The sequence below is a fragment of the Cysteiniphilum sp. GTC20157 genome (assembly GCF_055396795.1).
Genome location: NZ_AP044698.1, coordinates 921,847 through 947,699 on the forward strand (window position 1 = coordinate 921,847; position 25,853 = coordinate 947,699).

The window sequence follows — 25,853 nt, forward strand, 5'->3', positions numbered from 1 at the left end:
TGCAAAGCACCTGTTTTAAAAGCGTTAAGAAATTTGTGAGGCTAGCGTTTTTGCCTACTTTTGGGGCAATGCCAAAAGTAGGTCACATCAGCTGTGAAACAGCGGTGAAGGAAAACTAAGGTGACAGGGGTGGAGTTAAATTTTGTCGCAACACCCCTCACCCGCATAGCAAGCTATGCGAGCATCCCGCAAGGGGAGAGGTAAACATTGTTCAACAATATCAATCGTCTCCTGAGCAAAGTCGAAGGGGCGAATTTAAAAAACAACAAGCTTTAAGGAGTAGATATGATCGGTAATATGCTAGTAAATGATTTAGGAAACGATTAAGCGGCAAATAAAAACGGACAATGATGTAATAGTTGGATTAATGCACTTTTGCTGTCAGTGCCTAGTTTTGCTTTGATGGTATTCAGATAATCAATGGCTGTTGAACTGGCAATATTAAGCTTATAGGCGATTTCTTTAGTGGTACAGCCTTCATAAGCAAGTTTGGCAATTTGTTTTTGTTTTTGTGACAAGGGTAACAATTGATGTTCTTGATGTAATGCATTATAAAACGCAATTAATTGATCACTTTTATAAGGGGCTAAACTTTGATGCATATTGAATGAATCTTTAAGGCTTGAAGTATATGCGTAGGCAAATTTTTCGAGTTGTTTGAGTTTATTAGCATAGTTTGTAAGTACATAGTCTGATGCAATTTTACTTGCTTCCATCAAGTAATTCTGTTGATTCAGTGACAATAAAACCTCCATGGGGTAATCATAGTGTAGTATCAACGTCATATGATCAATGGTTGTTTGTGTCACAAGGCGATAAGGGATATTTGGGTATTGCAACGATTGAAAATAATGCCCAATTAGTTGTTGCGAGAAGACCGTTTGCCAGCTATAGCTTTTATCATTAAACGTTGTATCCGTCAAAAAGCTCGGATCAATATCAAAGACCTTTGCCTGATAGTATCTTTTGGCATAGGATAAATTGGCAAATGCTTTGACTTGTTTGACTTGTTCCTGTGATTTTTTGTCAGTAAATATCAGATTGATCTCACTTAGACTAAGATTGTGCGTTTGCAAATGTCGGTGTATCGATGTCATGAATGTTTGCAATTGAATGCTTGGTTGTAATAACTCATGTGCATTTGACTGTGTGTTTTGTTGCTTTGATTTCATATGATCGTTAGTCATCTATTCAATAATCTAGGTGGCAATAATCTATCATCTATAAGCTGTTGTCAGAATGCTAAAATTGTATGGAAATTGTACGTAAAAAAACTACCAACGTGTTGGGATACAGAAAATATAACCTTTATGGCGGATGGCTTGGAAATACTGATGATCGTCTGCATACGACTCTAAGCGACGTTTGAGTCTTGAGACCAGCAGATCAATGCGACGCAAAAACTCTGGGTTATCGGTTTCACCATATAAAATGGCATGTAATTTCTCGCGCGATAAAATTTCAAAGTCATGCTGCATAAAGATATTCATTAACAGCTTTTCTTTTTGGGTTAAGTGAATCTCGTTACCTTCAAAGTAAAGCGACAGTGAAATCAGATCAAAATGCCACTGATTAAAGCGCACGATATTTTGTGCTTTTTGTGCTAGTGGTATAGTCGATTTGACAGATACATAGTCTAGTCTGGAGCTGACACGGTTAATCAAATAATCAAAGGGATTGTGCAGTGCAATATAATCATCAGCACCATTTTTTAAACTGGTAAACTCATTCTCTTGCGTGAAATCATAGACGATATAACATAAATTATGTCGCGCTTTTAGTGTGCGCCATGTGGCAACGTCAGTTTGTAAAAAATACGCAGCATGAATTAAGCAGAGTGATCCTTGCATATGCATGCGATTGATATCTTTTGGCGTTTTAGCAACAAATAAATTCCAGTGATTAAGTGCCTGCATTTTGAGATATAGGTCACTGTTTTTAAGATCATTATTACCGATAAAGACAATGTGCTGCTTCATTTTAAATCCTTTTTGTTTCTTGTTGTTTTGCCATTTGTTGATAGCCGTCATCAATCAATTAGTCATTACAGAAAATAATTGATGATAGGTCGTACCGGTTACAAAATTTTTGCAAGCGGTATATGCTAGGGGTGAGTATATTTTATCGACAGATTTATTTTGAAATCACCTCAATTTTTGAGGGGTATACCCATCGTAAATCATTCTGTGGTGTTTAATGTTGAAGAAGTTTTTGATGCTTTTGGGTGATTGGGTTGCAGATAATAGCTAGGACTATTAGCAAAAACCAATCATTCAAAAGTGCAAGAAATTCAATAGCAGAAATGCTGTAAATTGGTTTGTAATAATTCAAAAATAAGTTGGGCTTTAATTACCCCCCTCACCCGTGCAGCTTAAGCTGCACGACCTCTCCCGCAAGGGGAGAGGTATTAGCTGACGCAACTTATTCTTGATTCATTACTTTGTGATGGGTATATGTAGGAAAGCGTAAACTTTGTGTCATTAAAAAGAGGTTAAATAGCCTAACCATTTATGTTGTCTAGGTAATATGAAGATGTCATTTTGCGGCATAAAAGAAAGTGTGTAATCTGTATTTGTTATTATCATTTTGTATCAGGATGAGTCAGTTCAATGGTAAGTAAGTATGTTTACATTTAAGCGAACGAAAAAATTGGTACGTAGTGCATTTATGGTGGATGCTATCAAACAGCAGCATAGTGTGCTAAAAGATATTTTGAAAGCACCATTTAAAACGATAGCAAAGATCAATCAACACAGTGTAGATGCGCAAAAAGTCGATCAAATGCTAGCGGATGATACGCTTTATCATCAGTGCTTAACAGCGTTAAAGTATCGTTTGTATTTTTTTCTTATATTATTTATTTTCGGCACGGGATACTTTCTGTATTTGTTGGTTGAAAGCCATGCGATTTGGCAATCAGCGTTAATGATGTTGATGATCAACGTGATTTTATTTTTATATGTCTTTCGTTACCACATGTGGTCAACACAAGCAAAGCACAAACTAAAGCGACTTTCTTTAGCTGGATATTTTCAACTATTGAGAGGCAATTCCTCTATCAATAATCATCAGCATGATAAGAACTGTGCAGATAATAGAAAAAATGACAAAAATCAGCAAAGCTAAAAGGGCGTTTAATTATGAGTATGTGGGCACCAGCAAGTAAGGATACATCAATAAGCATTCTGCAACAATTTTTAACCGGCGGCATGCCATTTTCATTGCATGATGCCTCAGTGACACTTTTTCAGCAAGTTATCTATGGCTTTAATATTGGTATGTTAGCCATTGGTATGGTGTTGTTTGGCTATATCCTATTTGCAGGCACCATTCATTCAGCACGCGATGGTGTGTTTTTAGGCAAAGATTGGGATAGCTATTGGTTACCATTGAGAACGGTATTTGGTGCCATTGCTGTGATTCCAACGAAATCAGGCTATTGTATGGCGCAATGGGCAATATTTAATTTAGTCAGCATGGGGGTGGGTTTTGCGGATCATATTTGGCATGATGCGTATACTGCTGCCGCTCATGGCTCACAGGCAGTTATTCCCAGTGGGCTATCACAACAGATTATTGATCAAAATGCCTATTTTTTGTTGCATGGTTTTGTGATTAATGCTTATGCCGCAGCACAAAATGATAAGGTTATTAACTGCAATTCGGATATCGATAAAACATTACAGATGACATTAACAGCAAGTAACAATAGTCAGGAATTGAAAAAATGTCAATTTAGCTATGATGTATCACTCAAAGGGGTTAATCAATCCAATATCAATCAACTGCTTGATATATGGCAGCCAGATCAACAGTCAAGTCTTAATTTGGCAACTTTCTTACCACAAGATAGTGGCGGGGTGAGTAATTTTCTGACCAATAATTTCAGTCAATGCATACAGTTGGGTAATAGCATATGTGGCGTCATGCTTAATGATAATAACGGTAAACTAACCTATTATCAGCTGGGGTTGGGCAATATGACAGTAAATGCTGATTATTTACTTAGAGCTAATAGTCAGACTCAATATTTAGATACGTACCGAGATGAAATAGAAAAAACTCATCTAAAGATTCCATCTCAAGCTCAGTTTAATACACAGTTAAAAAACCTTACAAGGGATAACAACCCCTTTGCTAAAATGGATATTTTCACACCTAATTCAACCGATGCACAGCTATTATCTAGCTATAGTGGTAATACCATATATGCAATAAATCACCAGAAAATTCCCAAGCGGTCTAGCGATAAGCTAGAAAGTACCTGGTGGGATGCTGATCAAAAATATCTGTTTTTGGATCAAATGCTTAGCGACAATATTCAAGCATTGCAGCAAGCATTTAGTCAGATTAGTCAAAAAATGCAAGTAGCATCAAGTGACACACAAATTACCAATGTTATATCTAATATTTATCTACAGAAAGTGTCTGCACAAACTATTTTTAGCAATACAGGACTTCAGCCGGATAGCAACGGTGTATATAACATTAATGGTTCACAGCAATTGCCACGGTCAATTACAGAAAATAGAGATGTATTAAAAGGGACGGCAAATGTCACAGAAGAAAATGCCCCCGATCTTTGGAAGTTAGTTGCCAGTGGGCAGCTGCAAGCCGGATCAATGCAATCGACCTTAGCTTTTATTGCTAAAGTATTTGGTCAGTCTTCTGATCAATATATATTGGCTAAGCAGTCTATCAACAATGGTTTATCGGCTAAAGCCCAATCTTATATTCAAATGATTATGAGTATTGCCGAACCGCTATATAAACAAAATCAAACAGAGGCGCAAAACTTATTAAATAATTTAATTAATCTGATGACGTACTTTGATATCAATGGTGTCAGTTTTATTCAAAGCAACAATAGTATGAGTGATAACACCTCTGACATAGCCAAAGATGCAGTGACTGCGATTTTAAATAAGTTGTTCCAAAATCAGAATGCCTCATCAAATCAAGCAAAAGATGATGTGACCAGTATTCTCGATGAGATTTATAAGTTTGGTCAGAGTAAGGATAACGGTGGATATACCCAAAGCTCATATATTCAGCAGTTGCAAAATTTAGGGCGTGATATGATTAATCGTGCACTTAATGCCTATCAAAATACCTATACCTACTTTGCGTCACAATTTAATAACCTGCAAGTGGCTCAAAAAAATGCAGCATGGGCGTCATTTGGCTTAAATGCCGGTGCTCTAGCACTTGGTACTGCAGGCGTTGCAACCTCGGCATTTGCCATTTTTAATAATGAGCCTGGATTTGTCGGAATGGCGCTGCAGGGAACGGGTAAATTACTGCAAGGGACGGCACATTTAACGATGCAGGCACAAACCGCTATTTCAGTGATGAGCCTCTATAAGTTGATGTTACAAATGATGTATTTACCGATTTTATTTGTTATTTTAAGTTTGGTTTTTATTAATGGTATTATGTTCTCATTAGTTTTACCGTTAGCGCCTTTTTTCTTCTTTTGGGCGGGTAAAATTGCATGGCTATTATTGGTTATTGAAGCCTTTATTGCTGCCCCTTTTGTCGCCTTAGGAATGGTATATCCTGAGGGACATCAAGTGTTTGGTAAATCACAACCAGGGATTCAAATGGCAGTGAATTTATTCTTCCGACCGGTATTGATGATTATTGGCTTAGTGACTTCTGTTATATTGACCTATGTTGTCGTCAAGTACTCGGTGCAAGCTTTCCATGGTATTGTTAGTAGTATGAATTTAATTGCTGTTGACTATACTGCGACCAATAATATTTCATCCGGTGTTATTGCTTTATTTACCATTTTTGTATTTGTGAGCTTTTTGGCAATTGCTTTTAACAAATGCTTTTCAATTATCTATTTACTACCTGATAAAGTGTTGCAATGGGTCGGGCATTCAGGTGGCGAGCGAGCTGGCGAGCAGGAGTTTCAGCAAATTAAATCAAGCACAGAAGGTGGCGCGCAACAAGCAAGTCAAGCCGGACAAAAAAGTGCAGAGGAAGGTCTATCAACACGTAAAGGACATGTTATGGAGTCCGGCAAAGCAATATCCGGTGTTGGTGAGGCAGCGTCAGGTGCTTTAGGCGGAGATAGTAATGCTAAGTTAGCAACTGATTACGCTGATCGCAAAGAAAAACATGATCGTAAAAATGGTAAAAATGATGTCTTTGAACAAAAGGATTAATTGAGGAGTAAATAAAGTTATGGCTAAAGAAGGTCAAAAAACTAATGATACATTAAATCACGTGAACCAAGATAATAATCAGCGCATTAAGCAGGAGGATATAACGGATAAAAATCGCAATGTAGACGATTCGGCAGTGTATGAGCAAGAGATTAAGCCTCTAACTGAACTGGAAAAAAAAGTACGTGAAATTTTAAGCAAACAAGACTATAGCTTACAGTCAAATGCATCATTGGATCGTTTAAGAGGTAAGTTAGATAGTGATATTACCGCATTTTTTAAAAGTAAACGTTTGGCTTCTGTGCCCTTGGAGGAATATCGTTCACCGCAATTCTTAAATAAATTTGCTTATCTGATTAGTGAAGCGTTGGTTAATCATAATGCAAAAGATAAAAAACTATTAAATGCAGCAGAGCAAGCTAAATTAAAGCAGGTTGCTAAAAGCCTAAGAGTAAGCGCCTATAAGGCGCAAGATAAGCACGGTTATATTGACAAGTTTGAGTACCACCAAAATGAGCGTCATAATTTTTTAGTGATAAACACTCGAGGACAGGATACATATCAGTTGGCACTAGGCGAAAATCAGCAGTTTCAAATGTATCGCGATGACCATCACGCAGGCGGGTTTTCACTACGCTTTGAACATGGAAAGTTTCATACAAAAGCGTTGGCTGAAGCAATTATGTTAGAAGCAGGCTATCAACCACATGGCACATTAAAAAACTTAAAAGATAATGAATTGACAAGTGTTTTAGATCAATTAATTGAACAGGGTGTTGATATTTCGGGTGTGCAAATCAAAGGAGACAAAGCGCAAAATGACATCTTAAAGAACAAGCAAATGGAACAAGCGAAATTTCAAGAGAAAGTCATAAGACAAATTAATAATGAAGAGATTTACAAAAATCAGGATGTGGAGAAAGTTACCTATCCTGCGTATATGGTAGACTCTGAAGCGGAAAGGCGACTTAAGGCAGAGCATTTACCGCAACCGGTTATTGAGAAATTTATGCAAGAACTGGTTAAAGAGATTAATAACGAAATCAAGTGATAAAAGAATGAGGAAGAAATGAAGCGGATATTTTTGGCATTATTGATTTCAATCGTGATATTTATTCAGACAAGCTATGCAGACGATGGCAGTGGGCGACAAGTGTTTGAAGTAAAGTTTACTATGGATGCTCAGTCGCAAAGAGAGATTAAAGCGATTAATTTTGAAGCAGTTAAAGATGGTAATTTGGATGATGTTTCAACGGATCAATATCAGCATCATTATTTATTATGGAATAGCAATCAAAAAGATAGTGAGTACAAAGTGACGTTGAAACTAAAGGATAATGGTCAATTTGTGTTTTATTTAAATCCTTTTTATGATGATTATTCTAATGATGCAACCTACGATTGGATGTTAGGCATCTGGAATTCACAGAAAAAATCCATTAATCAACCAGATGGCAACCATCAATTTAAGTCCTACAGCGGAAGATATTATATTGATAATAGTTTATTAAAACATATGACATTGAATATTTATGAAACGGTTAAACCAGTGATACATGGGCAGTGGCAGGATAATAATAGCTTTATGCCAGAGGGTGATTTGCATCAATTTAATGCTTGCTATAAGTTGTGGCCTAATAATATTACTTATGACACACCCGAGTGTATGACTAATCCAAGTGATAATAAGAGATATCGAATGTATTTTGTAACGATCAACATAGCCAATCTTTTTATGGGCAGTGCTAAGGAATATTTACTAGGTTTTGCTCATAATAATGGTATGGTTAGTTGGCAGCAAAAATCAGAGCAAGATTATGCAAAGGATGGCACATCAACACCTCAGTTGTATTTTGAGGCATCGTATAATCAACAGCCATTTTGTAAGGTGTATATGAGTGATGATTTATCAAGTATTACCTCAGTTAAGCCAGTCCAATATGCGCCGATGAGTTGCAGTTACCAATCTAATTATTATGAGCCAAAATTTATTTTTGCCTGTAGCGGTAGCAGCAGTATTGGGATGGCAGGTGATAATCAAAGTGCCTGTGGTTGGATTAATAGTGGCAACATTCAATCTCAAGCATTTAGCAGTCATATCAATCAGCTATAAAATGTATCAATATAAAACGTTAATATACAATGGTTTACATTTCGTTTTTATCTAAAACGTGTCAAAACAAATTTTGAAGTGTTTCTCAAGTGCAATTTGCCATGATTATAATCATAGGCAAATCGTAACCTTGATCACCAATAGCTTAAGTGAAGTAAAACGATGAATAATATGAATCAGTCATTAACTGCGATCCTACAGCATTTACTGGATAATTTACGTGTGCTGGTATTACCACAAAACAGTGATCAGTTTAGCCTGTTATTTATGCTATCGAGTGTGATTGGCTTTATATTGTTATGTGTTTTTGTTAATCGCTTAAGAATGCACTGTAAACCGCATCATATGATGCGCCATTACTCGCCGTGGGCAACTGTGATGTATCTGTTTTCAGGATCATTTTTATTAAGTCTTCAAGCGATTATTCAACTATTAGTCAAAAGTTTTTTTAATGATAATTGGCAGCCAGATAATGTTTTCAACTACCAACCGATTACGATTAATAACGATCCGTTATGGGGTAGCATCAGTCAGCTGTTTTTTGCGTGTATGGTTGTAATTGGTATTGTCGCTATTTTGCGTGGGTTTATCTTGGCGGTGAAATTAGGTGAAGGACAGGATGGTTCAGTGGGCAGGGTGTTGACACATATTATTGCTGGCGCGGTTGCTGTTAATGCCATTAATGTTGTGAGTTTAATCAATTTATTTTAATAAGGAGCATAATAATGAGAAATTTATATCACAATCTAAAGCATATCCTCTTGGCAGGTTTGATTAATGTTTTATTAATCAATATGAGCTTTGCCGATGAGGTGAAAGGATTTAAGTCGTGGGCAGCAGGAATTGTCACACTATTTGAGCAAATCAAAACCTTTTTGGTGTTTATTTGCTTATTAATTGGCATGTGGTATTTGATTTTGGGATTATTACAATTACGCAAATCACTGACACCACAAGGCGCACAGCAAGATATATTAAAACAAGCGTTTGGTCATATTGTGATAGGCGTTATTCTGATCAGTGTCGTTGCTTTTATCCAGATGTTCCAAGTCTCTATTGATAATAATGCAGGAGATACTTCAAAACCAATCAGTACTTTTAGTGTTGATAGCAATGCTTTGAACAACAATTAATGATGAAACACAATGATCAATAAAAATATAATTGCCCTATTAGGGGTTGCGATGTTATCAGGTTGTGCCAGTACGCCTCAAAGTATTGACTTACAAGCTGAGCAGTTGGAGATAAATGGCTTTATGCTCAAATCGCTTGATCAATCAGCACAAACCATTAGTCAAAGTGTCAATACCTTAAACAGCTATAATGCGATGCGCTTTCCAAAGGTTGATCTACCATTAGCACAAGTCCCTGATGACGTACTAGCGCAAAAAGTCACCTTAGTGTGGAATGGACCGATTCAGCCAGTGATTGAGAAATTAGCAAAAATTGCAGGCTTTACTGTTCAAGTGTACGGCAACCCACCTGCCATTCCGATTGTGATTGTGCTTAATCAAGCCAATGACTGGCAGACTATACTGGATACCTTAAGAAGTATTGATGTGCAGAGCAAAGGTGGCGCCAGTATATATGTTAATGCCAAAGAGAAAATTATCAGCTTGAGGTATCAGTAATGGCAATGGTAACTAATGCACAGCTACTAGATAATATGTATGCGCCTAGTGCCTATGTCAGTCACTTGCCAGATCTCACGATTCGTCAGAAAGCAATGTTGGATGCAGCAAAGAACTTGGGCATTCAATCTGGTTTATACTGGGCATCACAAGCAATTGATGATCAGGAGAATGCACTAAAAAATAAATTGAATATGATCTATAACTTTTCTAGTTTGATGCTTAATGATTATGTTGTGCCACCGGTCATCACGCAAGAAAATAATCTTGTCAATATTAGTGATAATGTGATTCGCTTTGGTAGTCAGCGTTATCGAATCATTAAAAATGCGTACTTTTCAACAGCGGCACCTAATTGGCGCACGTATCTTTATATGGATTACCCTAAACCGGATGTGCCTGATAAAAGTTTGTTGCCACAGACCAAAGAGGAGAAGAAGCAGTGGGATGATGCGGTTACTAAGGGCTGGCATTTAGGGATTCATCAGGCACGCGTGATATTCCAAAGTAATCTCAATCAATTGACGCAAGATTACGTGGGAATGGTATTGTTTCATCAATTATTATTGCAACATATGGTGAGCTTGCCTTATGTTCAAAAGCAAAACCATGGTATTACTGGGGATAAAAATAATCTGATTATCAATGATCATAGTTGGCAAATCAAAGCTGATCCGCAATTTGAAAAAGCCTTTAAATTATGGGCGCCTTTGATGAAAGCAAAGCAACAAAAAGCAACAAAATGAAAACACTAAATAACTGGAATTATGTATATTGCCCGTTCCCTGAGCGAAGTCGGGGGGGGTAAATCAAAGAGGCAAGGCAATGATGGCTTCGACTAACGCTCAGCCAACGGTATAAAGCGTACCCTGAGCGAAGTCGAAGGGTCGAAATCAACGAGGCAAGGCAATGATGGCTTCGACTAACGCTCAGCCAACGCTCAGCCAACGCTCAGCCAACGCTTATGCAAAACCATTGAATGACAGAGGTAACAAACCAATGCACGTATTGAAACTAGATGATCACTATCTCAATGAGCAACAGTTCAATCAGTTGCTATTGACATGTGCTGCAGCTGAGACTACTGATATCACGTTACAAACCAATACACCCATATTGGTTTTGCGACATAAGAAGCGCCTTTATCAAGGTATGCGTCAATTATCTGTGCAGGAAATAGAAGATATTGCGCAACTTATTTATGGTGCTAATGCCATTGCGCACTTGCATGCTGGCAATGATATTGATACCAATTATATCGTCAGATCAGCCGCTATGCGTTGGCGTGTCAATATGACCGTTTGTCAGCAACAGAGCCAGTTTGGTATTAGCATTTCATTGCGATTAATAAAAGACAAGATCCTGCCGCTTCAAGCACTAAATTTACAAGCTGAAGTTGTTGAGAAATTAATACATTTACAAGGCTTAACAATTATCTCAGGGGCAACAGGCAGTGGTAAAAGCACCTTGATTGCAAGTATTTTAAAAGCACAACAGGCGTTACCCTATGTCCATAAAATATTAACCTATGAATCACCGATCGAATATACTTTTGGTAGTCAGGCAGGTGAAGCAGTTGTCAGTCAAACGCAAATTCCTGATATCTTACCGGATTATCGTTATGCGGTATTTAATGCCATGCGTCGCTTTCCCGATGTGATTATGTTGGGTGAGACACGCGATTTTGAAACATTAAATGCCTTAATTGAAGCAGCATTAACAGGGCATGCTTGTATTACAACGGTACATGCCAATAATGCGGCTGATGTTTTTTATCGTATGTTGTTAATGGTGCCCGTGGCACAAAGGGAGGCGTACTATCGCCAGTTGATTAGTAGTCTATCTGTTATTGTTTGGCAAATGCTTATTCAGTTGATTGATGGCACGTTAGTGCCGATACAGCAGACAGTGATTTTTGATCATGCGTTGAGAGTTGCGTTGTTTGAGTTATCAATGCATGACGGCATCGGCTATCTACGTCAGCACCTTGATGCTAAAGCATCGCCTTTGGAGAAAATGATGGCTTATTATCAACGTGGAGAATTAACCCAAGAGGATTGGCACTATTATCAACAAAATTTTAAGGCGATTAAGGAAATTTAAAAATGGCAAATAACAATTATCATTGGCGCAATAGCGCATTAACGCCAAAGCTACTATTTATCAATGCCTATATGGCCTTGCCGTTATTGCTAATGGCTGTACATTTTTGTCAATGGACGATTGCCATTAGTGTTATATGTGGCGTATTTTTTTTGTTGTGTGAGCTCTTTAAGTATTCGCCAATCGGGCTTTGTTTAAAGTTCCGAAGTTTACTCGTTGGCAATAAAAAGGTAATTAGCAATGACGCATTTTAGAGGAGTCACCAAATCACAAGAAACGAATGCCGCATCGACGATTCGTGATACACGCTCATTAACAAAGCGACTCATAAGCTTTGTCTTAGAGCCAATCAATAGTGTTGCTATTATGCTTTGTTTACTGATGGTGATTTTAATTGTTCCTCAATTATTGATTGTGTTGATTTGGCTGCCGTTAATATTATCAATCGTTGTGTTAACGCAGTCACCTAAGTTACCCTTTAAACTGCCCATCGGTGCACGTTATAAAGATTATAATAATGCGCTTCCTGGACAGACAAAGCCAGGCAAAGCTAAGGGCATTTACTTTTTTGGTAATGAAAAGGAAAGTAATCATGAGCTTTGGTTTAGCAATGAGGATATGCGCACACATGCGCTTATTTTTGGCTCAACCGGAAGTGGTAAGACAGAAACACTCGTTTCACTGGCATACAATGCACTTGTTCAAGGTAGTGGCTTTATTTATGTCGATGGTAAGGGGGATAATGCACTGTATGCCAAGATTTATTCGATGGCACGCTATTTAGGGCGAGAAGATGATGTGTTGGTCATCAATTTTATGACGGGTGCTAAAGATATCAGTACATCAGAAAATAAAGAAGAAAAATTATCAAATACCTTAAACCCCTTTGCGATTGGTTCATCAGATATGCTGTCACAGTTAGTGGTCAGTATGATGTCCTCAGAGTCTTCAGGTGGTGGTGATGGAGATATGTGGAAAGGGCGTGCCATTTCATTTGTTGAAGCATTAATGCGCATGCTGGTGTATTTAAGAGATCAAGGTTATTTATTATTAGAAGCAAGTTTGATTAGACGTTATTTTGTATTAGACGTTGTCGAAAATTTTCTTTATAACAAACAACTGATTAATCACGAAGGTAAAAGTATTGTCTTTGAAGGCAATATCCCTTTAGCCGTGACAGATCCGATGCATAATTATTTGGCAACCTTACCGGGATATCAGGTAAAGAATGTCGGTGGACAATCGGACAAAACCTATGAGCAACATGGCTACATTACGATGCAGTTGACACGTGTTTTTGGTTCACTTGCTGATGTCTATGCACATATTATGAAGACAGAGCTTGCTGAGGTTGACTTTCAGGATGTGGTGTTAAATCGCCGTATTTTGGTGGTATTGTTACCAGCACTCGAGAAATCACCCGATGAATTAGCAAACTTGGGTAAATTAATTATTGCTTCACTCAAAGCGATGCTTGCCTCAGGTTTAGGGAATAAGATTGATGGGCACCGACGCGAAGTATTAGATGCCAAACCTTCTAATTCAGATACGCCATTTCTCTGTGTATTGGATGAATATGGTTATTATGCGGTTAAGGGGTTCGCTGTGGTACCAGCGCAAGCTCGATCATTGGGATTTTCAGTGATTTTTGCCGGTCAAGACTTACCAGCTTTTCAGAAAGCCTCAAAGGAAGAGGCCGCTTCCATTTGTGCCAATACCAACATTAAGATCTGTATGAAACTTGAGGATCCGCAAGAGACGTGGGAGTTTTTTAATAAGACTGCAGGAGAGGCTTATCTGACAGCGGTCAAAGAATTTAATATGGGAGATCAAGGTGATGCTTTAGGTTATAGAGATACGAGAACGGCAGCTGTTGAAAAGCGCAGTCGTGTTGATCTGATGGATTTGAAAGATCAACGAGAAGGCGATGCCCATATTTTCTTTAGATCACAGATTATTCGTAGTCGCATGTTTTATGCTAACCCCAAACAAACCGATGAGATTAAAGTCAATCGATTTATTAAAGTACCCCCTTTAACGCAAGATAAAATCCAGCAGCTAAAAGCTATATTAAGCTACTCTCCTTCGATGGATAATGACATCACTCTCCGCCATGAGCTAGGCGATTCACTCAAAGAGCTGTTTCATAAAATGACAGAAGATCAGGAAATAGATCAAAAGGCATTGGTGCAGCAAAGTCATGATTCATTGGCGCAAAATGAACAGTTATTAGTTGATAATATGGCACAACTATTGACTGAGCTACAAAAGAGTGCAACGTTTATTAATGCGCATGGACAACATGAGGTTAATGATACTTTATATCGCAATATCCCATTAAGTAGACGTTTAGATAGTGCGTATTATGATGTGTTGCATGCTGATTTTAACGATGCGCCCGTTTCGGCAGAAAAGATTATGCGTATGACGCATTACTTTGCTTTGCAACAGGGTATTCATCCAACGAAAATTAGTGCTATTCAAAAACGCCTGCTAGGTCAGCTAACACAGGTTACCGCTTTGAAATATAGCCCATGTCAATCGATGGATGAAGTGTATGAAAAATTATCGCAAATTACTAAAGTTTATGGAGTGGGTCGACGATGAGTGTTTGCAATATATTATGTCAGTATTTTATGACGTATCATTCAGATATTACTTTTTGCTATAAAGACAATGGTTATACGCTTGATGAGGTATTGGCAACAGATGGCTTTTTGCCACGAATGATTCACTGTGTTGAGGGAAATTATAAATATGTGTTTAATCGAAAACCTGCAGTGAATTTCGTACGCAAAGAAGATGCCTTATGCTCAGAGGAAGTGTTGTTTGCGGAGGATGAAGCGCAAAATCTGATTTTAGTAATGTATTTAATTGATCTGGTTGAGCGTTGGATTGATGATGAGAAAATTTGTCAGAATAAAAAACTTAACCTTGATTTGGTTTAATGTGTCAAAATGACGCAATTACAGCCTGTTAAACAGGAGTTGTCGTAGAGTAAAATGTAAGAAGAATAAGTAAAAAATTAAGGATTTAGTTTGAATGATTATAAAACAAAATGCAAATAAAAATAAACAATCTGGCAAAGAGATAAACAGGTCTGTTGAAACTCAAGCGTCACAATCTTTTTTATTAGGTCATGGGGAAATAAAGGAAGATAAAAGCTTTGAGTTACCTGGCAATGTTTATGTTGTGTTTTACTCTCCATTAAACGTTGGTATCACAGCTTCATACAAGCATTTGATATCTAACGAAATTAGGGATTATGGGGATAAAAAATTCACATTTGAAGGATTTAAAGAATTTAGGAACTCTTTATATTCAAAATTAGTTTTAGGTGGGGCAATAGGTTATACAAAAATTACCCCTGCTTATCTATCGGATCTATCGGATAATAAAGGTATAAATCTTGTTACTTTAAGTGAACCAGGAAGTGTAATTCCTGAGCACTTTTTAGGCTATATTAACGGTTTTCATTCTGACATGTATGAGGGACAATACCAAGGGTTAATAGAAAACTTTAGGAAGGTAGGGAAAACGATGTGTAGATTTAGCGCTAGTTATCAGTCCTATCAAAGATTGTCTGAATTATGCCACAACGCGCCTAAGAACGAAGTAACCGTTTATCATTGGTTAGCCTGTCGAACCATTAATAATCAGAAGAAAGAGTGTATTAATTATCCACCTTTGTCCGTTACAACATTTCTAGAAAACAAACAAGATCTTGCAAAATATCAAGAAAATATAAAAAATCTTGGTGCAGAACATCTGAAAAATAAACAGTCGCTTGTTATAGAATATCTAGAACGTCAATGCAAGGATGTTACAGAAAAGCTAAAACATAATCAAATTCCAGATCAACTAAAACGTAAACGAACTCCAGATCAACCAAAAGTTATGGAGAACTATACTCAAAATAATTCCTCTAATAAAATGCCAAGGATGCGTTAGAAAATTATTGATAACTTGCAAAGCTTATAGTCGGTGGTTATAAGTATAAAAATGGTTATATTGCAGTTTAAATATTTTTGTCTATGCTTTATTTATGGAGATATCGTGCAGTAGAGTGGATCATGCAGGATAAGAAGATCTTAGTGATAGACGACAATGTAAAGCTTAATAAGCTCATTAGCAATTTTTTAGCTGATAATGGTTTTACTGTTCGCTCAGCACATGATGGTGAAGAAGGAATTTTTTTTGCTAAGAGCTTTGCCCCTGATTTGATTATCTTAGATGTTGAAATGCCTGATTTGTCAGGCTATGAAGTTTGTCAGTTGTTGCGAGCAGACTATCAAGGCGTGATTTTATTCTTAACGTGTCATACTGATCCTGACGATGAGTTAAAGGGCTTGAGACTAGGCGCTGATGACTATCTTAAAAAACCGGTATCACCCGAGGCTTTACTGTTGCGTGTTAACAAGATATTAACATCGCGGACTGTTAATGATGTTGTTCCTGATGTGTTAAGCTATGGGACATTAGCGGTTGATGTGAAAAACTATGAAGTGCGCTATAAAGATAAGCCAGTTGAGTTAACGAGCAAAGAGTTTGAATTAATGAAAATTTTTGCGCTTAATCCTGATAGGTTGTTAAAGCGAGAGTATCTTTATTTGATGATTAAAGGTGTTGGGTATGATGGTGTTGATCGGTTTATTGATGTGATGGTGTCAAAGTTACGCCAGCATTTGGAGGATGACGCCAAAAATCCGACCAAAATTAAAACAATTTGGGGTAAAGGGTATATTTTTTGTCAAGGTGCTTGGGAATGAGTATGCTTAAATTTATTGCGCGTCAGTTATTAATCTATCTGTCTGTGCTAGTGATATTGACCATTTTTGTTGTTTCATCGAGTACTTATATTGGTTTTAAAGTCAACCAGCAAAATGCAGAAATGAATGCTGCTGGTGTTTTCAGAGCTTTGGAAGCTCGGTTTCAGAACGAGCCAGAAAGTAAGTGGTCTTTTATTATTGATAAACTAAAAAGCCTGCATACAAGACCATTACATTTACTTCATTTTGATCAGTTACCAGAAGATATACGTTCACAAAAAGAAGCGTTATACGCCGGTGAGATGCTTTTTGATTATAATAATCATGACTACACAAGTAACTTTGATATGTTTAAGCCAAGCATGATTTATCAACGGGTTTTAAAGAGTGATTTGTTTTTTGCACTGCAAAAACGTGCGCCTGAAATCATAGAGTATCAGAAGAATAATGCGTGGATTCATCAATTGGCTTATAGTAAATTTAAAAACACACCAGAGTCTCAGTGGAGTTCAGTGATTCAATATATAGAGAATGTCTATCAAGTTGGTGTTGAGGTGAAAAATTTATCAACTTATACACAACAAGAGCAGCAAGACATTAAAAAGTGGGGTTATTTCCCGACACAACCCTTTCATGGTGTTGAAGGGTATATTCAATTCTTATCACCAAATCCGAATAAAGTCATTATTATTGGCCCTTATCGAGATAATTGGGTTAAGCTGCACCCACACATTTATGCGTTAATCATTGATGCTATTTTATTGGTGTTTTTGACACTTATTATTTCCTACCCACTTTATCGGGATTTGATTAAATTAAAGTCTTTAGCACAGAATTATGGCAATAATGCATTTGATAAGGACATCCAACTATCGACTAAATCGGTATTATGGTCGGTTTATCAGACGCTTAAGGATATGGGAAACAGCATTCAATCGCTGATAAAACGACAAACGACTTTTGCTAATATGGTCGCACATGAGATTAAAACGCCATTAGCGCAAGTCCATTTCACCTTACGGTTGTTAGAAAGCGCTAAAACAAACGAAGCGCGCGCAAAGCATATCTTATCAATCAAAGAAGATATTATACAAATAGATCATTTGATTAATCAGCAGCTAGATTATTCAAAATATAGTTATGTAAAATTACCATTGAATTTAGATAAAGTATTACTTCCGACAATGGTTGAAAAAATCGTTACAATTCATCGTACTACTTATCCAGATAAAGCATGGCACTTTACTTGTGATCATCCGAATATAATGGTTTTGTTAGATAAATTTGCAATACAAAAAGTATTAAATAATCTACTGATTAATGCCTATAAATATGGCGGTGATATAATCAATGTATCGATTAGCATTTTTGATAACGATGCGGTGATTAAAATTACAGATAATGGTGAGGGATTTTTGTTTGATCTTGAGGATGTCTTAAATCAGCCATTTAATTCACAATCAAAACAAAGTAGCGGACTCGGGTTAGCAATTGTCTGGCGTATTGTTGAAGCGCATCATGGGCGTATAACACTTGATAATACGTCTGGCGCGGTGACATTTGAAATCACATTGCCAATAGTATAATACTCCCCATATTTTAGACCATAGTTAGAGACACAAAAAAGGTCTCAAAAAATGCTAATGTGCTTGGCGTTATGCGTTTAAATCTTGATTGTGATTATGATCGTTTGCAAGGCTGTAGTTTTGATAAAGGTTTTTACTCGGCGGTGAATCTTGCAGAGGCTAAAAAGCTTATTGATAAGGTTGTTATGCCCAAAAAAGGCAAGTTAAACCAGTTAGAAAAGATTCAAGAAAGCGATCCTAAATTTGTCAAAACCAGACATCAGCATTCAGCCGTTGAGTCAGCAATCAACTGTTTGGAGCAACATGGACTTGATCGCTGCCCAGATAAGGGCAAAGAAGGTTTTTATTGTTATGTGGCTTTGGCTGTTTTATCTTGCAATGTTCAACGCATTGGTGAAATTGTGCAGAAAAAACGACGCAAGCAAGAAGCCAGAAAAAAGCGGAAGTTAAGTCAAGCTGCTTAACACATAAATCATTTAACTTAGGGACAAAAAATCACGCAAGCAAGATCTTGGGGATCAAGTATAAATTGAGTTCACTGCCGCATAGGCAGCTTAGAAATAAAGTGGGGGTAAAAATGGAAATAATTGAATTGTTCACAGTTGTGCAAAAATGGGTTGTGAATATTTATACCGCCCATAAACCATTTTACAGCATTTTTGTCATTGAATTTTGCGCCCTTTTGGGTGATGCAATTTTGCCAATAGTCCCAGCTATTGCCTGCAGTTCCATCACCCAAAAACATCAAAAACTTCTTCGACATCTAACACCGCAAAATGATTTACGAGCGGTATAACACTTCTAGTGTTTAAGCGTTTTCATCGGTAGCACAAAACCATAAGCAATTGGTTTGAATTTGCTGATAAATAAATTAGCCGATTTGGCATTAATGGTTTTATCTTTTGGGTTATCGATGCTTTCAGCGATTTCTTTTTCAAGTTTTTTTACCTTCATCATGATGTCACCTCTAAAAGTTGATTGAGTCATTGTTTAAAGTAGATTAAAATTTATTCTTTTGCCATTAATTTAAGAAGAATGTAGTAAAAATAGTATGAGCTGATGCACAATGCGTATAAATAGTGCTGTCAATCTTCTAGTCAAATGTAATACACTAACGCCTAGGAGTAATGATTAACCTTGTGGTTATCACCAAGCATATGAAGAAGATTAAAGTCATGTTTGTCTGTATGGGCAATATTTGTCGCTCACCAACGGCGCATGGTGTTTTCCGTCAATTGGTTGCTGAAGGGCATTTACAGTCACATTTTGAGATTGAGTCATCTGGCACACACTCTAATCAGTGGCACAAAGGTGATGCCTCTGACCCAAGAACGGTAGCAACAGCGTTGAAATATGGTTGTGATATTCGTGACCTACGTTCAAGGCAGTTAGTGGCAGAAGATTTTAAGCACTATGATTATCTGATTGCCATGGATGATAAAAACCTTAAAGATATGCAGATGATTGCGCCAAATAGCAACATGCAAAAGGTGACAAAATTACTGCAATATGCGCCTACTTTGGCAATAAATAATGTGCCTGATCCATACTATAATGATGGATTTGACCAAGTGTATTTGATGATTGACACGGCATGCAGAAATTTACTAGAAGTGTTAAAAGGTGAATTAAAGGTAAAGTAGGGGCATATTGCATATGCCCTTATTATTAAGCATGAATTATGTAGCAATAGATAGAAGATATTTTTATGAGTGATAAAAGAATCAAAAAAGTAAAAGATGTAAAAGATGTACAAGGTGTAAACGACGTGAAAGAGACACCTGAACTAAGACAATCACAGATAGTGGAAGCTAAGCCAAATGATACACCATCAATAAAGCCGATGAATTATCGTCAAGCAACATATGTAATGGGGGCTGCGTTAGTTGAGCAGCTTCCTGCCGACTATGGCATTGAAGTGGCGTTTGCGGGGCGTTCTAATGCGGGTAAATCCAGTGCCTTAAATGCATTAACCGAGCAGACCAAGTTAGCACGTGTCAGTAAAACACCTGGGCGGACGCAACTGATCAATTTATTTGAGTTGGAAGAACATAAGCGTTTGGTTGATTTACCTGGTTATGGTTATGCCAAAGTGTCGGAAAAGATCAAAGCAAGTTGGCAGAAAACACTAGAGATGTATCTGACAACCAGAGCCTGTTTAAAGGGGATCGTGTTGCTCGTAGATTCTCGTCATCCCATTAAAAGCTTTGATTGTATGATGATTGAAGCCGCAGTGCAGAATGATTTGAATTTGCATGTTTTATTAACCAAGGCGGATAAGCTCAATAATTCAGAAAGAGCCAAAGCGGAACGCTTATTGAGAGACTATTTAAAGCAAGTGCGCGCACCTGATAATATTAGTTTTCAATTGTTTTCGGCGCAAAGCAAAATGGGATTGGATAAGTTAAAACATAAGCTTGATCAATGGTATAATCTGCCATTTGTTGATTTGGAAAGTATCTAGCGGCTAAATCTTAAGAGGGGGAAGATTGTGCAAAGGCATGAAGATCAATGTGTATTACGCTTAGAAAATATCCATAAAAGTTTTCCAGGGACTAAAGCATTAGACGGTGTCAGCTTAACAGCATATCGTGGCAAAGTAATGGGGCTTTTGGGTGAGAATGGTGCTGGTAAATCAACGTTAATGAAAGTGTTAAATGGTATTTACCAAAAATATGAAGGTGATATTTATTGTTTTGGTGAAAAGGTTGAATTTGATGGTATTGCCAAAGCGCAAGCAGCAGGCATTGCTATGGTGCATCAAGAGCCGCATATATTGCCAGATCTGACGATTGCTGAGAATGTTCTCTTGGGTCGCGAGATTATGCGCAATCGCTTAAGTATCGATTGGAAGGCAACTTATCAAAAAGTTGATCAAATACTCGCTAGGTTGCACATGCAACAAAAGGCAGCAAGCTTGGCAAATAATTTAAGTATTGGCGATCAAAAGCTTCTGGAGCTTGCTAAAGCTTTATCATTAGATGCGCAAATCATTGTCATGGATGAACCTACAGACGCCTTAACCGAGAAAGAAGTCAGACGCTTGTTTGAAATCATTAAAAAGCTTTGTGAACAAGGCAAATGTATTATTTATATCTCGCATCGCATGGAAGAAATTTTTGAGATTTGTGATGATATTACGATTATGCGTGATGGTCAGTTTATTATTGAGCGTAAAACAGATGCATTAACGCATGAACAAATCATTGAGAAAATGGTTGGTCGTAAGATGACGGCATTCTCATCAACAGAGCACACTCAGATCTCAGAGCAGCCGATGCAGCAATTATTTAAAGCAGAAAATATTAGTAATGACAAAATCAAGCCAGCAAGTCTCGTTATTCATCAAGGTGAAGTGCTTGGTGTATATGGGTTAATTGGTGCCGGACGAACGGAGCTTGCGCGCAGCATTTATGGTTGTTATCCGATTAAAGAGGGACAAATGACATTGGCAGGTGAGGTGATTCGTGTAAACAATCCAACGCAAGCTTTGGCTTATGGAATTGTTTATATCTCAGAAGATCGCAAGGTTGATGGACTTGTCTTGGGTGCTAGTGTTAAAGAGAATATGACGCTAGCATCACTTAAAAACCTTGCAAATGCATTGGGGCATATTAACCGATCACAAGAAAAAGAAGTGGTTTCTAAGTATATAGATCAACTTAAAATTAAAACACCTAATCAACAGCAGCTGGTCAGTAATCTAAGCGGTGGTAATCAACAGAAAATTGCGATTGCTAAGGGCTTATTATGTCAACCTAAGCTGTTAATTTTAGATGAGCCAACGCGCGGAATTGATGTGGCAGCAAAACGCGAGATATATCGCTTGATTCATACACTTAAAGCACAGGGTTTGGCGATTTTATTTATTTCCTCAGAAATGCCTGAGGTGATTGGCTTGAGTGATCGCATGTTGGTGATGCGTGAAGGTGAGATAAAGGGTGAGCTGATGTCAGATGATATCTCGCAAGAAGCGGTAATGAAATTGGCAATTGCTTAAATGATTTAAGGGGTGAGTAATGCTAAAAAATAGCGTGATGAATAAGGTTAATAAACAATTTTTAATTGAGCATAAAGCAGCATTGGCGCTTGTTGTTATGATTGTCGTGATGTCATGTTTGAATCAGTACTTTCTGACGTGGAATAATATCTTAGTGATTTTGCAACAAACATCTGTTAATGCCGTGATTGCAGTGGGTATGACTTTTGTTATTTTAACCAAAGGCATTGATCTGTCCGTTGGATCTGTATTAGCACTTTGTGGTGTGATTTGTGCGTTTTTATTGCAGTGGATGGTGCCGATTTATTTGGTGATTCCGTTGACGATTTTAGCCGGTGTTATCTTTGGCGGTGTCAGTGGTACGATTGTAACCAAAGGTGCGGTGCAACCATTTATTGCGACATTGATTACCATGACCTTGTTTCGTGGATTAACGATGGTGTTGAGTGATGGTTATCCGGTGGCAACAAGCTCTGACGCTTTTGCTTTTATAGGTACAGGGAGTTTGTTGGGCATTCCTTTTCCTGTATACATTATGGCAGTGGTTTTTGCGGTGTCTTTTTATGTATTGAAATATACGCGTTTTGGGCGATATGTCTATGCCACAGGTGGCAATGAAGAGGCAACAAAGCTTGCCGGTATTCGTGTTAATCGTATTAAATTTGCTGTTTATGCCATTTCAGGCGCTTTATCAGCAATCGCGGCAATGATTATTACATCACGGCTTTCATCAGCACAACCTACAGCAGGTACAGGTTACGAGCTTGATGCAATTGCTGCAGTAGTTTTAGGCGGGACGAGCCTTTTTGGTGGTAAAGGTAAAATTATGGGCACATTGATGGGTGCGCTTATTATCGGTTTATTAAGTAACGCGCTTAACTTAATGGACGTTTCCTCGTATTATCAGATGATCGTCAAGGCGCTGGTCATATTGATTGCGGTATTATTTGATTTTAAAGTGAAAACCTAGTGTAACTAACCTCATGGAGAAGAAATTAAAATGAAAATGCGTATTTTTAAAGTAATTACAGCGATTGTTGGTGTTGTCGCAATGCTGGTAGTGGCAGGCTGTGGTAGCTCAAATGATAATGATAAAACGGTTGGGTTTGTGGTATCAACTTTAGATAATCCGTTTTTCGTTAGCATGAAAAACGGGGCTGAAGAAACCGCCAAAGCAGAAGGGTATAAAGTTGTTACGCTTGACTCACGTAATGATCCGGCAAGAGAATTATCTAATGTTCAAGACTTGATCACAAAAAACATTAAAGTGATTATTATCAATCCAACCGATTCACAAGCCGTTTCTAATGCGGTGAAATATGCCAATAAACATGGTGTTGAAATCATTACTTTAGATCGCACAGCTGATTTAGGCAAGGTATTATCACATATTGAATCAAATAATGTGGCGGGTGGTAAAATGGCAGCGCAATATATGATTGATCGCTTGAATAACAACGGCAAAATTATTGAGCTTCAAGGGATCCCAGGTGCTTCAGCGTCTAAAGAGCGTGGTCAAGGTTTTGATACTAAAATGGCAACATCAGATATCAAAATTGTAGCTAAACAGCCAGCGAATTTTGATCGCACACAAGGCTTGAATGTCACGCAAAACTTATTGCAATCTAACCCTGATATTAATGGTGTTTTTGCGCAAAATGATGAAATGGCATTAGGAGCAATGCGTGCGATTGAAGATGCAGGCAAAAAGCATATTATCCTTATAGGCTTTGATGGCACAAAAGAGGGTATCAATGCAGTTAAAGCCGGTAAAATGGCTGCAACTATTGCTCAACAACCGTATTTAATGGGTGAGCTTGGTGTTGAAGCGGCGATTAAATTCTTGCGTGGCGAAAAAGTTAATCCGCACATTGTTGTTCCTTTGAGATTGGTGACTCAATCTAACGCTTAATCTGCTAGGCATTTAGAGTAAATATTGGTATCCTTATGCCAGTTTTTAGGAATGGAATAAACAAATTAAAGGTAAAACAATGAACGCAAAAATTAGTAATGTTGTTGCAAGACAAATTTTAGACTCTCGCGGTAATCCAACCATTGAAGCCGATGTTATCTTAGAATCAGGTGCTTTTGGCCGCGCGGCTGCACCTTCAGGTGCGTCAACGGGTACGAGAGAAGCACTGGAATTACGCGATGGTGATAAGAAGAACTATCTTGGTAAAAGCGTGCAAAAAGCAGTGAATAATGTCAATAAATCGATTAAAAAAGCGGTTGTTGGCTTAGATGCTTTAGATCAACGTTTGATTGATCAGACGATGATTGATCTTGATGGTACCGAGAATAAAGAAAAATTAGGTGCTAATGCGATTCTAGCAGTATCTTTAGCATCTGCAAAAGCGGCAGCTTCTCACCTTAGAAAGCCTTTTTATCGTTATTTGATGAACTCTAAAGAGTATATTATGCCGGTGCCGATGATGAATGTCATTAATGGTGGTGAGCATGCTGATAATAATGTCGATATGCAAGAGTTTATGATTATGCCGGTTGGCTTTGATAAATTTTCTGATGCACTTCGTTGTGGTGCTGAAATTTTCCACACCTTGAAAAAAGTGCTAGCAAATGAGGGCTTTAGCGTTGCCGGTGTAGGGGACGAGGGAGGATACGCTCCTAATTTACCATCAAATGCTGTGGCGATTGAAATGATTTTAAAAGCAATTGAAGAGGCGGGTTACAAAGCCGGTGAAGAGGTTTATATCGCACTAGATCTAGCCAGTAGTGAATTTTACAAAGAGGGCAAATATGTATTGGCATCTGAGAATAAATCACTAAGCTCAGCAGAGTTTGTTGATTATCTAGAAGATTGGGTTAATCGCTATCCGATTATTTCTATTGAAGATGGCATGGCTGAGAATGACTGGGATGGCTGGAAGTTGTTAACTGAGCGTTTAGGCAAAAAAGTACAATTGGTTGGCGATGATTTATTTGTGACTAACAGCAAAATATTGCGTGAGGGAATTGACAAGGGCGTTGCTAATTCGATCTTAGTTAAACTCAATCAAATCGGTACATTAAGTGAGACATTTGAAGCCATGGCAATGGCAGCAGAGGCTGGATACACTTGTGTTATTTCGCATCGTTCAGGTGAGACATCTGATACAACGATTGCTGATTTAGCCGTGGCAACGGGTGCAGGACAAATCAAAACAGGTTCACTATGCCGCTCAGATCGTGTTTCTAAATACAATCAGTTATTACGTATTGAGGAAGATTTGGCAGATAACGCAATTTATCCGGGACTTAAGACATTTAATTTTAGTGACGATGTTGGTGCTGATGAAACGGCTCGTGAGCAAAGTGCCCAAGCAGATGTGGTTACAGAAACAGAGGCTGCACAAACAAATACAGTTGTTGAAGAGACGATAGTCATTGTTGAAGATCAAAAAAATCATACCACCGAGGTTAAGGAACACATCGTTGAAAAAACGGAAGTTTTAGTAGATGATGCACAGGTTAAAGA

Annotated in this window: 25 protein-coding genes and 1 pseudogene; 23 read left to right on the top strand and 3 right to left on the bottom strand. The window is 37.8% G+C overall.

Annotated elements, in window-relative coordinates:
• Positions 1-323 precede the first annotated feature (323 nt).
• Both ACZ5V8_RS04135 and ACZ5V8_RS04140 read right to left on the bottom strand, forming a co-directional pair.
• A complete protein-coding gene (locus ACZ5V8_RS04135) occupies positions 324-1,187 on the bottom strand; it encodes a helix-turn-helix transcriptional regulator (protein ID WP_464218468.1) in 864 nt (287 codons plus the stop codon).
• Positions 1,188-1,274: 87 nt separating this feature from the next.
• Positions 1,275-1,979, bottom strand: a complete 705-nt coding sequence (locus ACZ5V8_RS04140; RefSeq protein ID WP_464218469.1) for a response regulator transcription factor — start codon at positions 1,977-1,979, stop codon at positions 1,275-1,277.
• A gap of 643 nt (positions 1,980-2,622) precedes the next feature.
• On the opposite strand from ACZ5V8_RS04140, the gene ACZ5V8_RS04145 reads away from it, so the two are divergent.
• The 17 genes from ACZ5V8_RS04145 to ACZ5V8_RS04225 all read left to right on the top strand — a co-directional run bounded on the left by ACZ5V8_RS04145 (position 2,623) and on the right by ACZ5V8_RS04225 (position 19,174).
• Positions 2,623-3,126 carry a hypothetical protein gene (locus ACZ5V8_RS04145; RefSeq protein WP_464218470.1) on the top strand — a complete coding sequence of 168 codons (504 nt, stop codon included), beginning with the start codon at positions 2,623-2,625 and terminating at the stop codon, positions 3,124-3,126.
• A 14-nt stretch (positions 3,127-3,140) separates the two neighbouring features.
• The gene (locus tag ACZ5V8_RS04150; RefSeq protein ID WP_464218471.1) at positions 3,141-6,176 is read left to right on the top strand and encodes a DotA/TraY family protein; all 3,036 of its coding nucleotides are present in this window, start codon (positions 3,141-3,143) and stop codon (positions 6,174-6,176) included.
• A 19-nt stretch (positions 6,177-6,195) separates the two neighbouring features.
• On the top strand, positions 6,196-7,227 hold the full coding sequence (locus ACZ5V8_RS04155; RefSeq protein ID WP_464218472.1) for a hypothetical protein: 1,032 nt from the start codon (positions 6,196-6,198) through the stop codon (positions 7,225-7,227).
• Positions 7,228-7,245: 18 nt separating this feature from the next.
• Positions 7,246-8,289, top strand: coding sequence for a hypothetical protein (locus ACZ5V8_RS04160; protein WP_464218473.1), 1,044 nt, complete (start codon positions 7,246-7,248; stop codon positions 8,287-8,289).
• Between the two features lie 162 nt (positions 8,290-8,451).
• On the top strand, positions 8,452-9,000 hold the full coding sequence (locus ACZ5V8_RS04165) for a hypothetical protein (protein WP_464218474.1): 549 nt from the start codon (positions 8,452-8,454) through the stop codon (positions 8,998-9,000).
• A 14-nt stretch (positions 9,001-9,014) separates the two neighbouring features.
• The gene (locus tag ACZ5V8_RS04170; protein WP_440616323.1) at positions 9,015-9,422 is read left to right on the top strand and encodes a hypothetical protein; all 408 of its coding nucleotides are present in this window, start codon (positions 9,015-9,017) and stop codon (positions 9,420-9,422) included.
• Positions 9,423-9,434: 12 nt separating this feature from the next.
• Entirely contained in the window at positions 9,435-9,920 is a 486-nt protein-coding gene (locus ACZ5V8_RS04175; protein WP_464218475.1) for a DotD/TraH family lipoprotein, read from the top strand.
• On the top strand, positions 9,920-10,666 hold the full coding sequence (locus ACZ5V8_RS04180) for a type IV secretory system conjugative DNA transfer family protein (RefSeq protein ID WP_464218476.1): 747 nt from the start codon (positions 9,920-9,922) through the stop codon (positions 10,664-10,666). The genes ACZ5V8_RS04175 and ACZ5V8_RS04180 overlap by 1 nt, the downstream gene beginning before the upstream one ends.
• A 163-nt stretch (positions 10,667-10,829) precedes the next feature.
• On the top strand, positions 10,830-12,023 hold the full coding sequence (locus tag ACZ5V8_RS04185; protein WP_464218477.1) for an ATPase, T2SS/T4P/T4SS family: 1,194 nt from the start codon (positions 10,830-10,832) through the stop codon (positions 12,021-12,023).
• A 2-nt stretch (positions 12,024-12,025) separates the two neighbouring features.
• Positions 12,026-12,277 (top strand): IcmT/TraK family protein, encoded by a 252-nt coding sequence (gene icmT, locus ACZ5V8_RS04190; RefSeq protein WP_440616318.1) that lies wholly within the window; start codon positions 12,026-12,028, stop codon positions 12,275-12,277.
• Positions 12,264-14,630 carry a type IV secretory system conjugative DNA transfer family protein gene (locus ACZ5V8_RS04195; RefSeq protein WP_464218478.1) on the top strand — a complete coding sequence of 789 codons (2,367 nt, stop codon included), beginning with the start codon at positions 12,264-12,266 and terminating at the stop codon, positions 14,628-14,630. Before icmT ends, ACZ5V8_RS04195 begins: the two co-directional genes overlap by 14 nt.
• Positions 14,627-14,971, top strand: a complete 345-nt coding sequence (locus ACZ5V8_RS04200) for a hypothetical protein (RefSeq protein ID WP_440616314.1) — start codon at positions 14,627-14,629, stop codon at positions 14,969-14,971. The genes ACZ5V8_RS04195 and ACZ5V8_RS04200 overlap by 4 nt, the downstream gene beginning before the upstream one ends.
• A 94-nt stretch (positions 14,972-15,065) precedes the next feature.
• Positions 15,066-15,974 carry a putative adhesin gene (locus tag ACZ5V8_RS04205; protein WP_464218479.1) on the top strand — a complete coding sequence of 303 codons (909 nt, stop codon included), beginning with the start codon at positions 15,066-15,068 and terminating at the stop codon, positions 15,972-15,974.
• A gap of 122 nt (positions 15,975-16,096) precedes the next feature.
• The gene (locus ACZ5V8_RS04210; protein WP_464218480.1) at positions 16,097-16,792 is read left to right on the top strand and encodes a response regulator transcription factor; all 696 of its coding nucleotides are present in this window, start codon (positions 16,097-16,099) and stop codon (positions 16,790-16,792) included.
• Complete coding sequence (locus tag ACZ5V8_RS04215) at positions 16,789-18,378, top strand: sensor histidine kinase (protein WP_464218481.1); 1,590 nt, start codon at positions 16,789-16,791, stop codon at positions 18,376-18,378. Before ACZ5V8_RS04210 ends, ACZ5V8_RS04215 begins: the two co-directional genes overlap by 4 nt.
• Positions 18,379-18,449: 71 nt before the next feature.
• A complete protein-coding gene (locus ACZ5V8_RS04220) occupies positions 18,450-18,842 on the top strand; it encodes a hypothetical protein (RefSeq protein ID WP_464218482.1) in 393 nt (130 codons plus the stop codon).
• 113 nt (positions 18,843-18,955) lie between these two features.
• Positions 18,956-19,174, top strand: coding sequence for a hypothetical protein (locus ACZ5V8_RS04225; RefSeq protein ID WP_440616308.1), 219 nt, complete (start codon positions 18,956-18,958; stop codon positions 19,172-19,174).
• A gap of 5 nt (positions 19,175-19,179) precedes the next feature.
• Here ACZ5V8_RS04225 and ACZ5V8_RS04230 read toward each other — a convergent pair whose 3' ends face one another.
• A complete protein-coding gene (locus tag ACZ5V8_RS04230; protein ID WP_440616306.1) occupies positions 19,180-19,335 on the bottom strand; it encodes a hypothetical protein in 156 nt (51 codons plus the stop codon).
• A 170-nt stretch (positions 19,336-19,505) separates the two neighbouring features.
• Between ACZ5V8_RS04230 and ACZ5V8_RS04235 the strand changes: the two genes are divergently transcribed.
• From ACZ5V8_RS04235 to eno, 6 genes and pseudogenes are all read left to right on the top strand, one after another.
• On the top strand, positions 19,506-20,021 hold the full coding sequence (locus tag ACZ5V8_RS04235; RefSeq protein WP_464218483.1) for a low molecular weight protein-tyrosine-phosphatase: 516 nt from the start codon (positions 19,506-19,508) through the stop codon (positions 20,019-20,021).
• A 200-nt stretch (positions 20,022-20,221) separates the two neighbouring features.
• Positions 20,222-20,842, top strand: a complete 621-nt coding sequence (gene yihA / locus ACZ5V8_RS04240; RefSeq protein ID WP_464218714.1) for a ribosome biogenesis GTP-binding protein YihA/YsxC — start codon at positions 20,222-20,224, stop codon at positions 20,840-20,842.
• A gap of 27 nt (positions 20,843-20,869) precedes the next feature.
• Positions 20,870-22,378 (top strand): sugar ABC transporter ATP-binding protein, encoded by a 1,509-nt coding sequence (locus tag ACZ5V8_RS04245; RefSeq protein WP_464218484.1) that lies wholly within the window; start codon positions 20,870-20,872, stop codon positions 22,376-22,378.
• Between the two features lie 19 nt (positions 22,379-22,397).
• Positions 22,398-23,348, top strand: coding sequence for a ribose ABC transporter permease (rbsC, locus tag ACZ5V8_RS04250; protein ID WP_464218485.1), 951 nt, complete (start codon positions 22,398-22,400; stop codon positions 23,346-23,348).
• 30 nt (positions 23,349-23,378) lie between these two features.
• Positions 23,379-24,290 carry a ribose ABC transporter substrate-binding protein RbsB gene (gene rbsB, locus ACZ5V8_RS04255; RefSeq protein WP_464218486.1) on the top strand — a complete coding sequence of 304 codons (912 nt, stop codon included), beginning with the start codon at positions 23,379-23,381 and terminating at the stop codon, positions 24,288-24,290.
• Between the two features lie 79 nt (positions 24,291-24,369).
• A pseudogene (gene eno / locus ACZ5V8_RS04260) lies at positions 24,370-25,752 on the top strand (phosphopyruvate hydratase); the annotation flags it as partial.
• Positions 25,753-25,853 lie beyond the last annotated feature (101 nt).

Excerpts from the sequence above, each read along its gene's own strand:
- ACZ5V8_RS04135 (WP_464218468.1), bottom strand. The coding sequence starts at position 1,187 with ATGACTAACGATCATATGAAATCAAAGCAACAAAACACACAGTCAAAT.
- ACZ5V8_RS04140 (WP_464218469.1), bottom strand. The coding sequence starts at position 1,979 with ATGAAGCAGCACATTGTCTTTATCGGTAATAATGATCTTAAAAACAGT.
- ACZ5V8_RS04145 (WP_464218470.1), top strand. The coding sequence starts at position 2,623 with ATGTTTACATTTAAGCGAACGAAAAAATTGGTACGTAGTGCATTTATG.
- ACZ5V8_RS04150 (WP_464218471.1), top strand. The coding sequence starts at position 3,141 with ATGAGTATGTGGGCACCAGCAAGTAAGGATACATCAATAAGCATTCTG.
- ACZ5V8_RS04155 (WP_464218472.1), top strand. The coding sequence starts at position 6,196 with ATGGCTAAAGAAGGTCAAAAAACTAATGATACATTAAATCACGTGAAC.
- ACZ5V8_RS04160 (WP_464218473.1), top strand. The coding sequence starts at position 7,246 with ATGAAGCGGATATTTTTGGCATTATTGATTTCAATCGTGATATTTATT.
- ACZ5V8_RS04165 (WP_464218474.1), top strand. The coding sequence starts at position 8,452 with ATGAATAATATGAATCAGTCATTAACTGCGATCCTACAGCATTTACTG.
- ACZ5V8_RS04170 (WP_440616323.1), top strand. The coding sequence starts at position 9,015 with ATGAGAAATTTATATCACAATCTAAAGCATATCCTCTTGGCAGGTTTG.
- ACZ5V8_RS04175 (WP_464218475.1), top strand. The coding sequence starts at position 9,435 with ATGATCAATAAAAATATAATTGCCCTATTAGGGGTTGCGATGTTATCA.
- ACZ5V8_RS04180 (WP_464218476.1), top strand. The coding sequence starts at position 9,920 with ATGGCAATGGTAACTAATGCACAGCTACTAGATAATATGTATGCGCCT.
- ACZ5V8_RS04185 (WP_464218477.1), top strand. The coding sequence starts at position 10,830 with ATGATGGCTTCGACTAACGCTCAGCCAACGCTCAGCCAACGCTCAGCC.
- icmT (WP_440616318.1), top strand. The coding sequence starts at position 12,026 with ATGGCAAATAACAATTATCATTGGCGCAATAGCGCATTAACGCCAAAG.
- ACZ5V8_RS04195 (WP_464218478.1), top strand. The coding sequence starts at position 12,264 with ATGACGCATTTTAGAGGAGTCACCAAATCACAAGAAACGAATGCCGCA.
- ACZ5V8_RS04200 (WP_440616314.1), top strand. The coding sequence starts at position 14,627 with ATGAGTGTTTGCAATATATTATGTCAGTATTTTATGACGTATCATTCA.
- ACZ5V8_RS04205 (WP_464218479.1), top strand. The coding sequence starts at position 15,066 with ATGATTATAAAACAAAATGCAAATAAAAATAAACAATCTGGCAAAGAG.
- ACZ5V8_RS04210 (WP_464218480.1), top strand. The coding sequence starts at position 16,097 with ATGCAGGATAAGAAGATCTTAGTGATAGACGACAATGTAAAGCTTAAT.
- ACZ5V8_RS04215 (WP_464218481.1), top strand. The coding sequence starts at position 16,789 with ATGAGTATGCTTAAATTTATTGCGCGTCAGTTATTAATCTATCTGTCT.
- ACZ5V8_RS04220 (WP_464218482.1), top strand. The coding sequence starts at position 18,450 with ATGCGTTTAAATCTTGATTGTGATTATGATCGTTTGCAAGGCTGTAGT.
- ACZ5V8_RS04225 (WP_440616308.1), top strand. The coding sequence starts at position 18,956 with ATGGAAATAATTGAATTGTTCACAGTTGTGCAAAAATGGGTTGTGAAT.
- ACZ5V8_RS04230 (WP_440616306.1), bottom strand. The coding sequence starts at position 19,335 with ATGATGAAGGTAAAAAAACTTGAAAAAGAAATCGCTGAAAGCATCGAT.
- ACZ5V8_RS04235 (WP_464218483.1), top strand. The coding sequence starts at position 19,506 with ATGATTAACCTTGTGGTTATCACCAAGCATATGAAGAAGATTAAAGTC.
- yihA (WP_464218714.1), top strand. The coding sequence starts at position 20,222 with ATGAATTATCGTCAAGCAACATATGTAATGGGGGCTGCGTTAGTTGAG.
- rbsC (WP_464218485.1), top strand. The coding sequence starts at position 22,398 with ATGCTAAAAAATAGCGTGATGAATAAGGTTAATAAACAATTTTTAATT.
- rbsB (WP_464218486.1), top strand. The coding sequence starts at position 23,379 with ATGAAAATGCGTATTTTTAAAGTAATTACAGCGATTGTTGGTGTTGTC.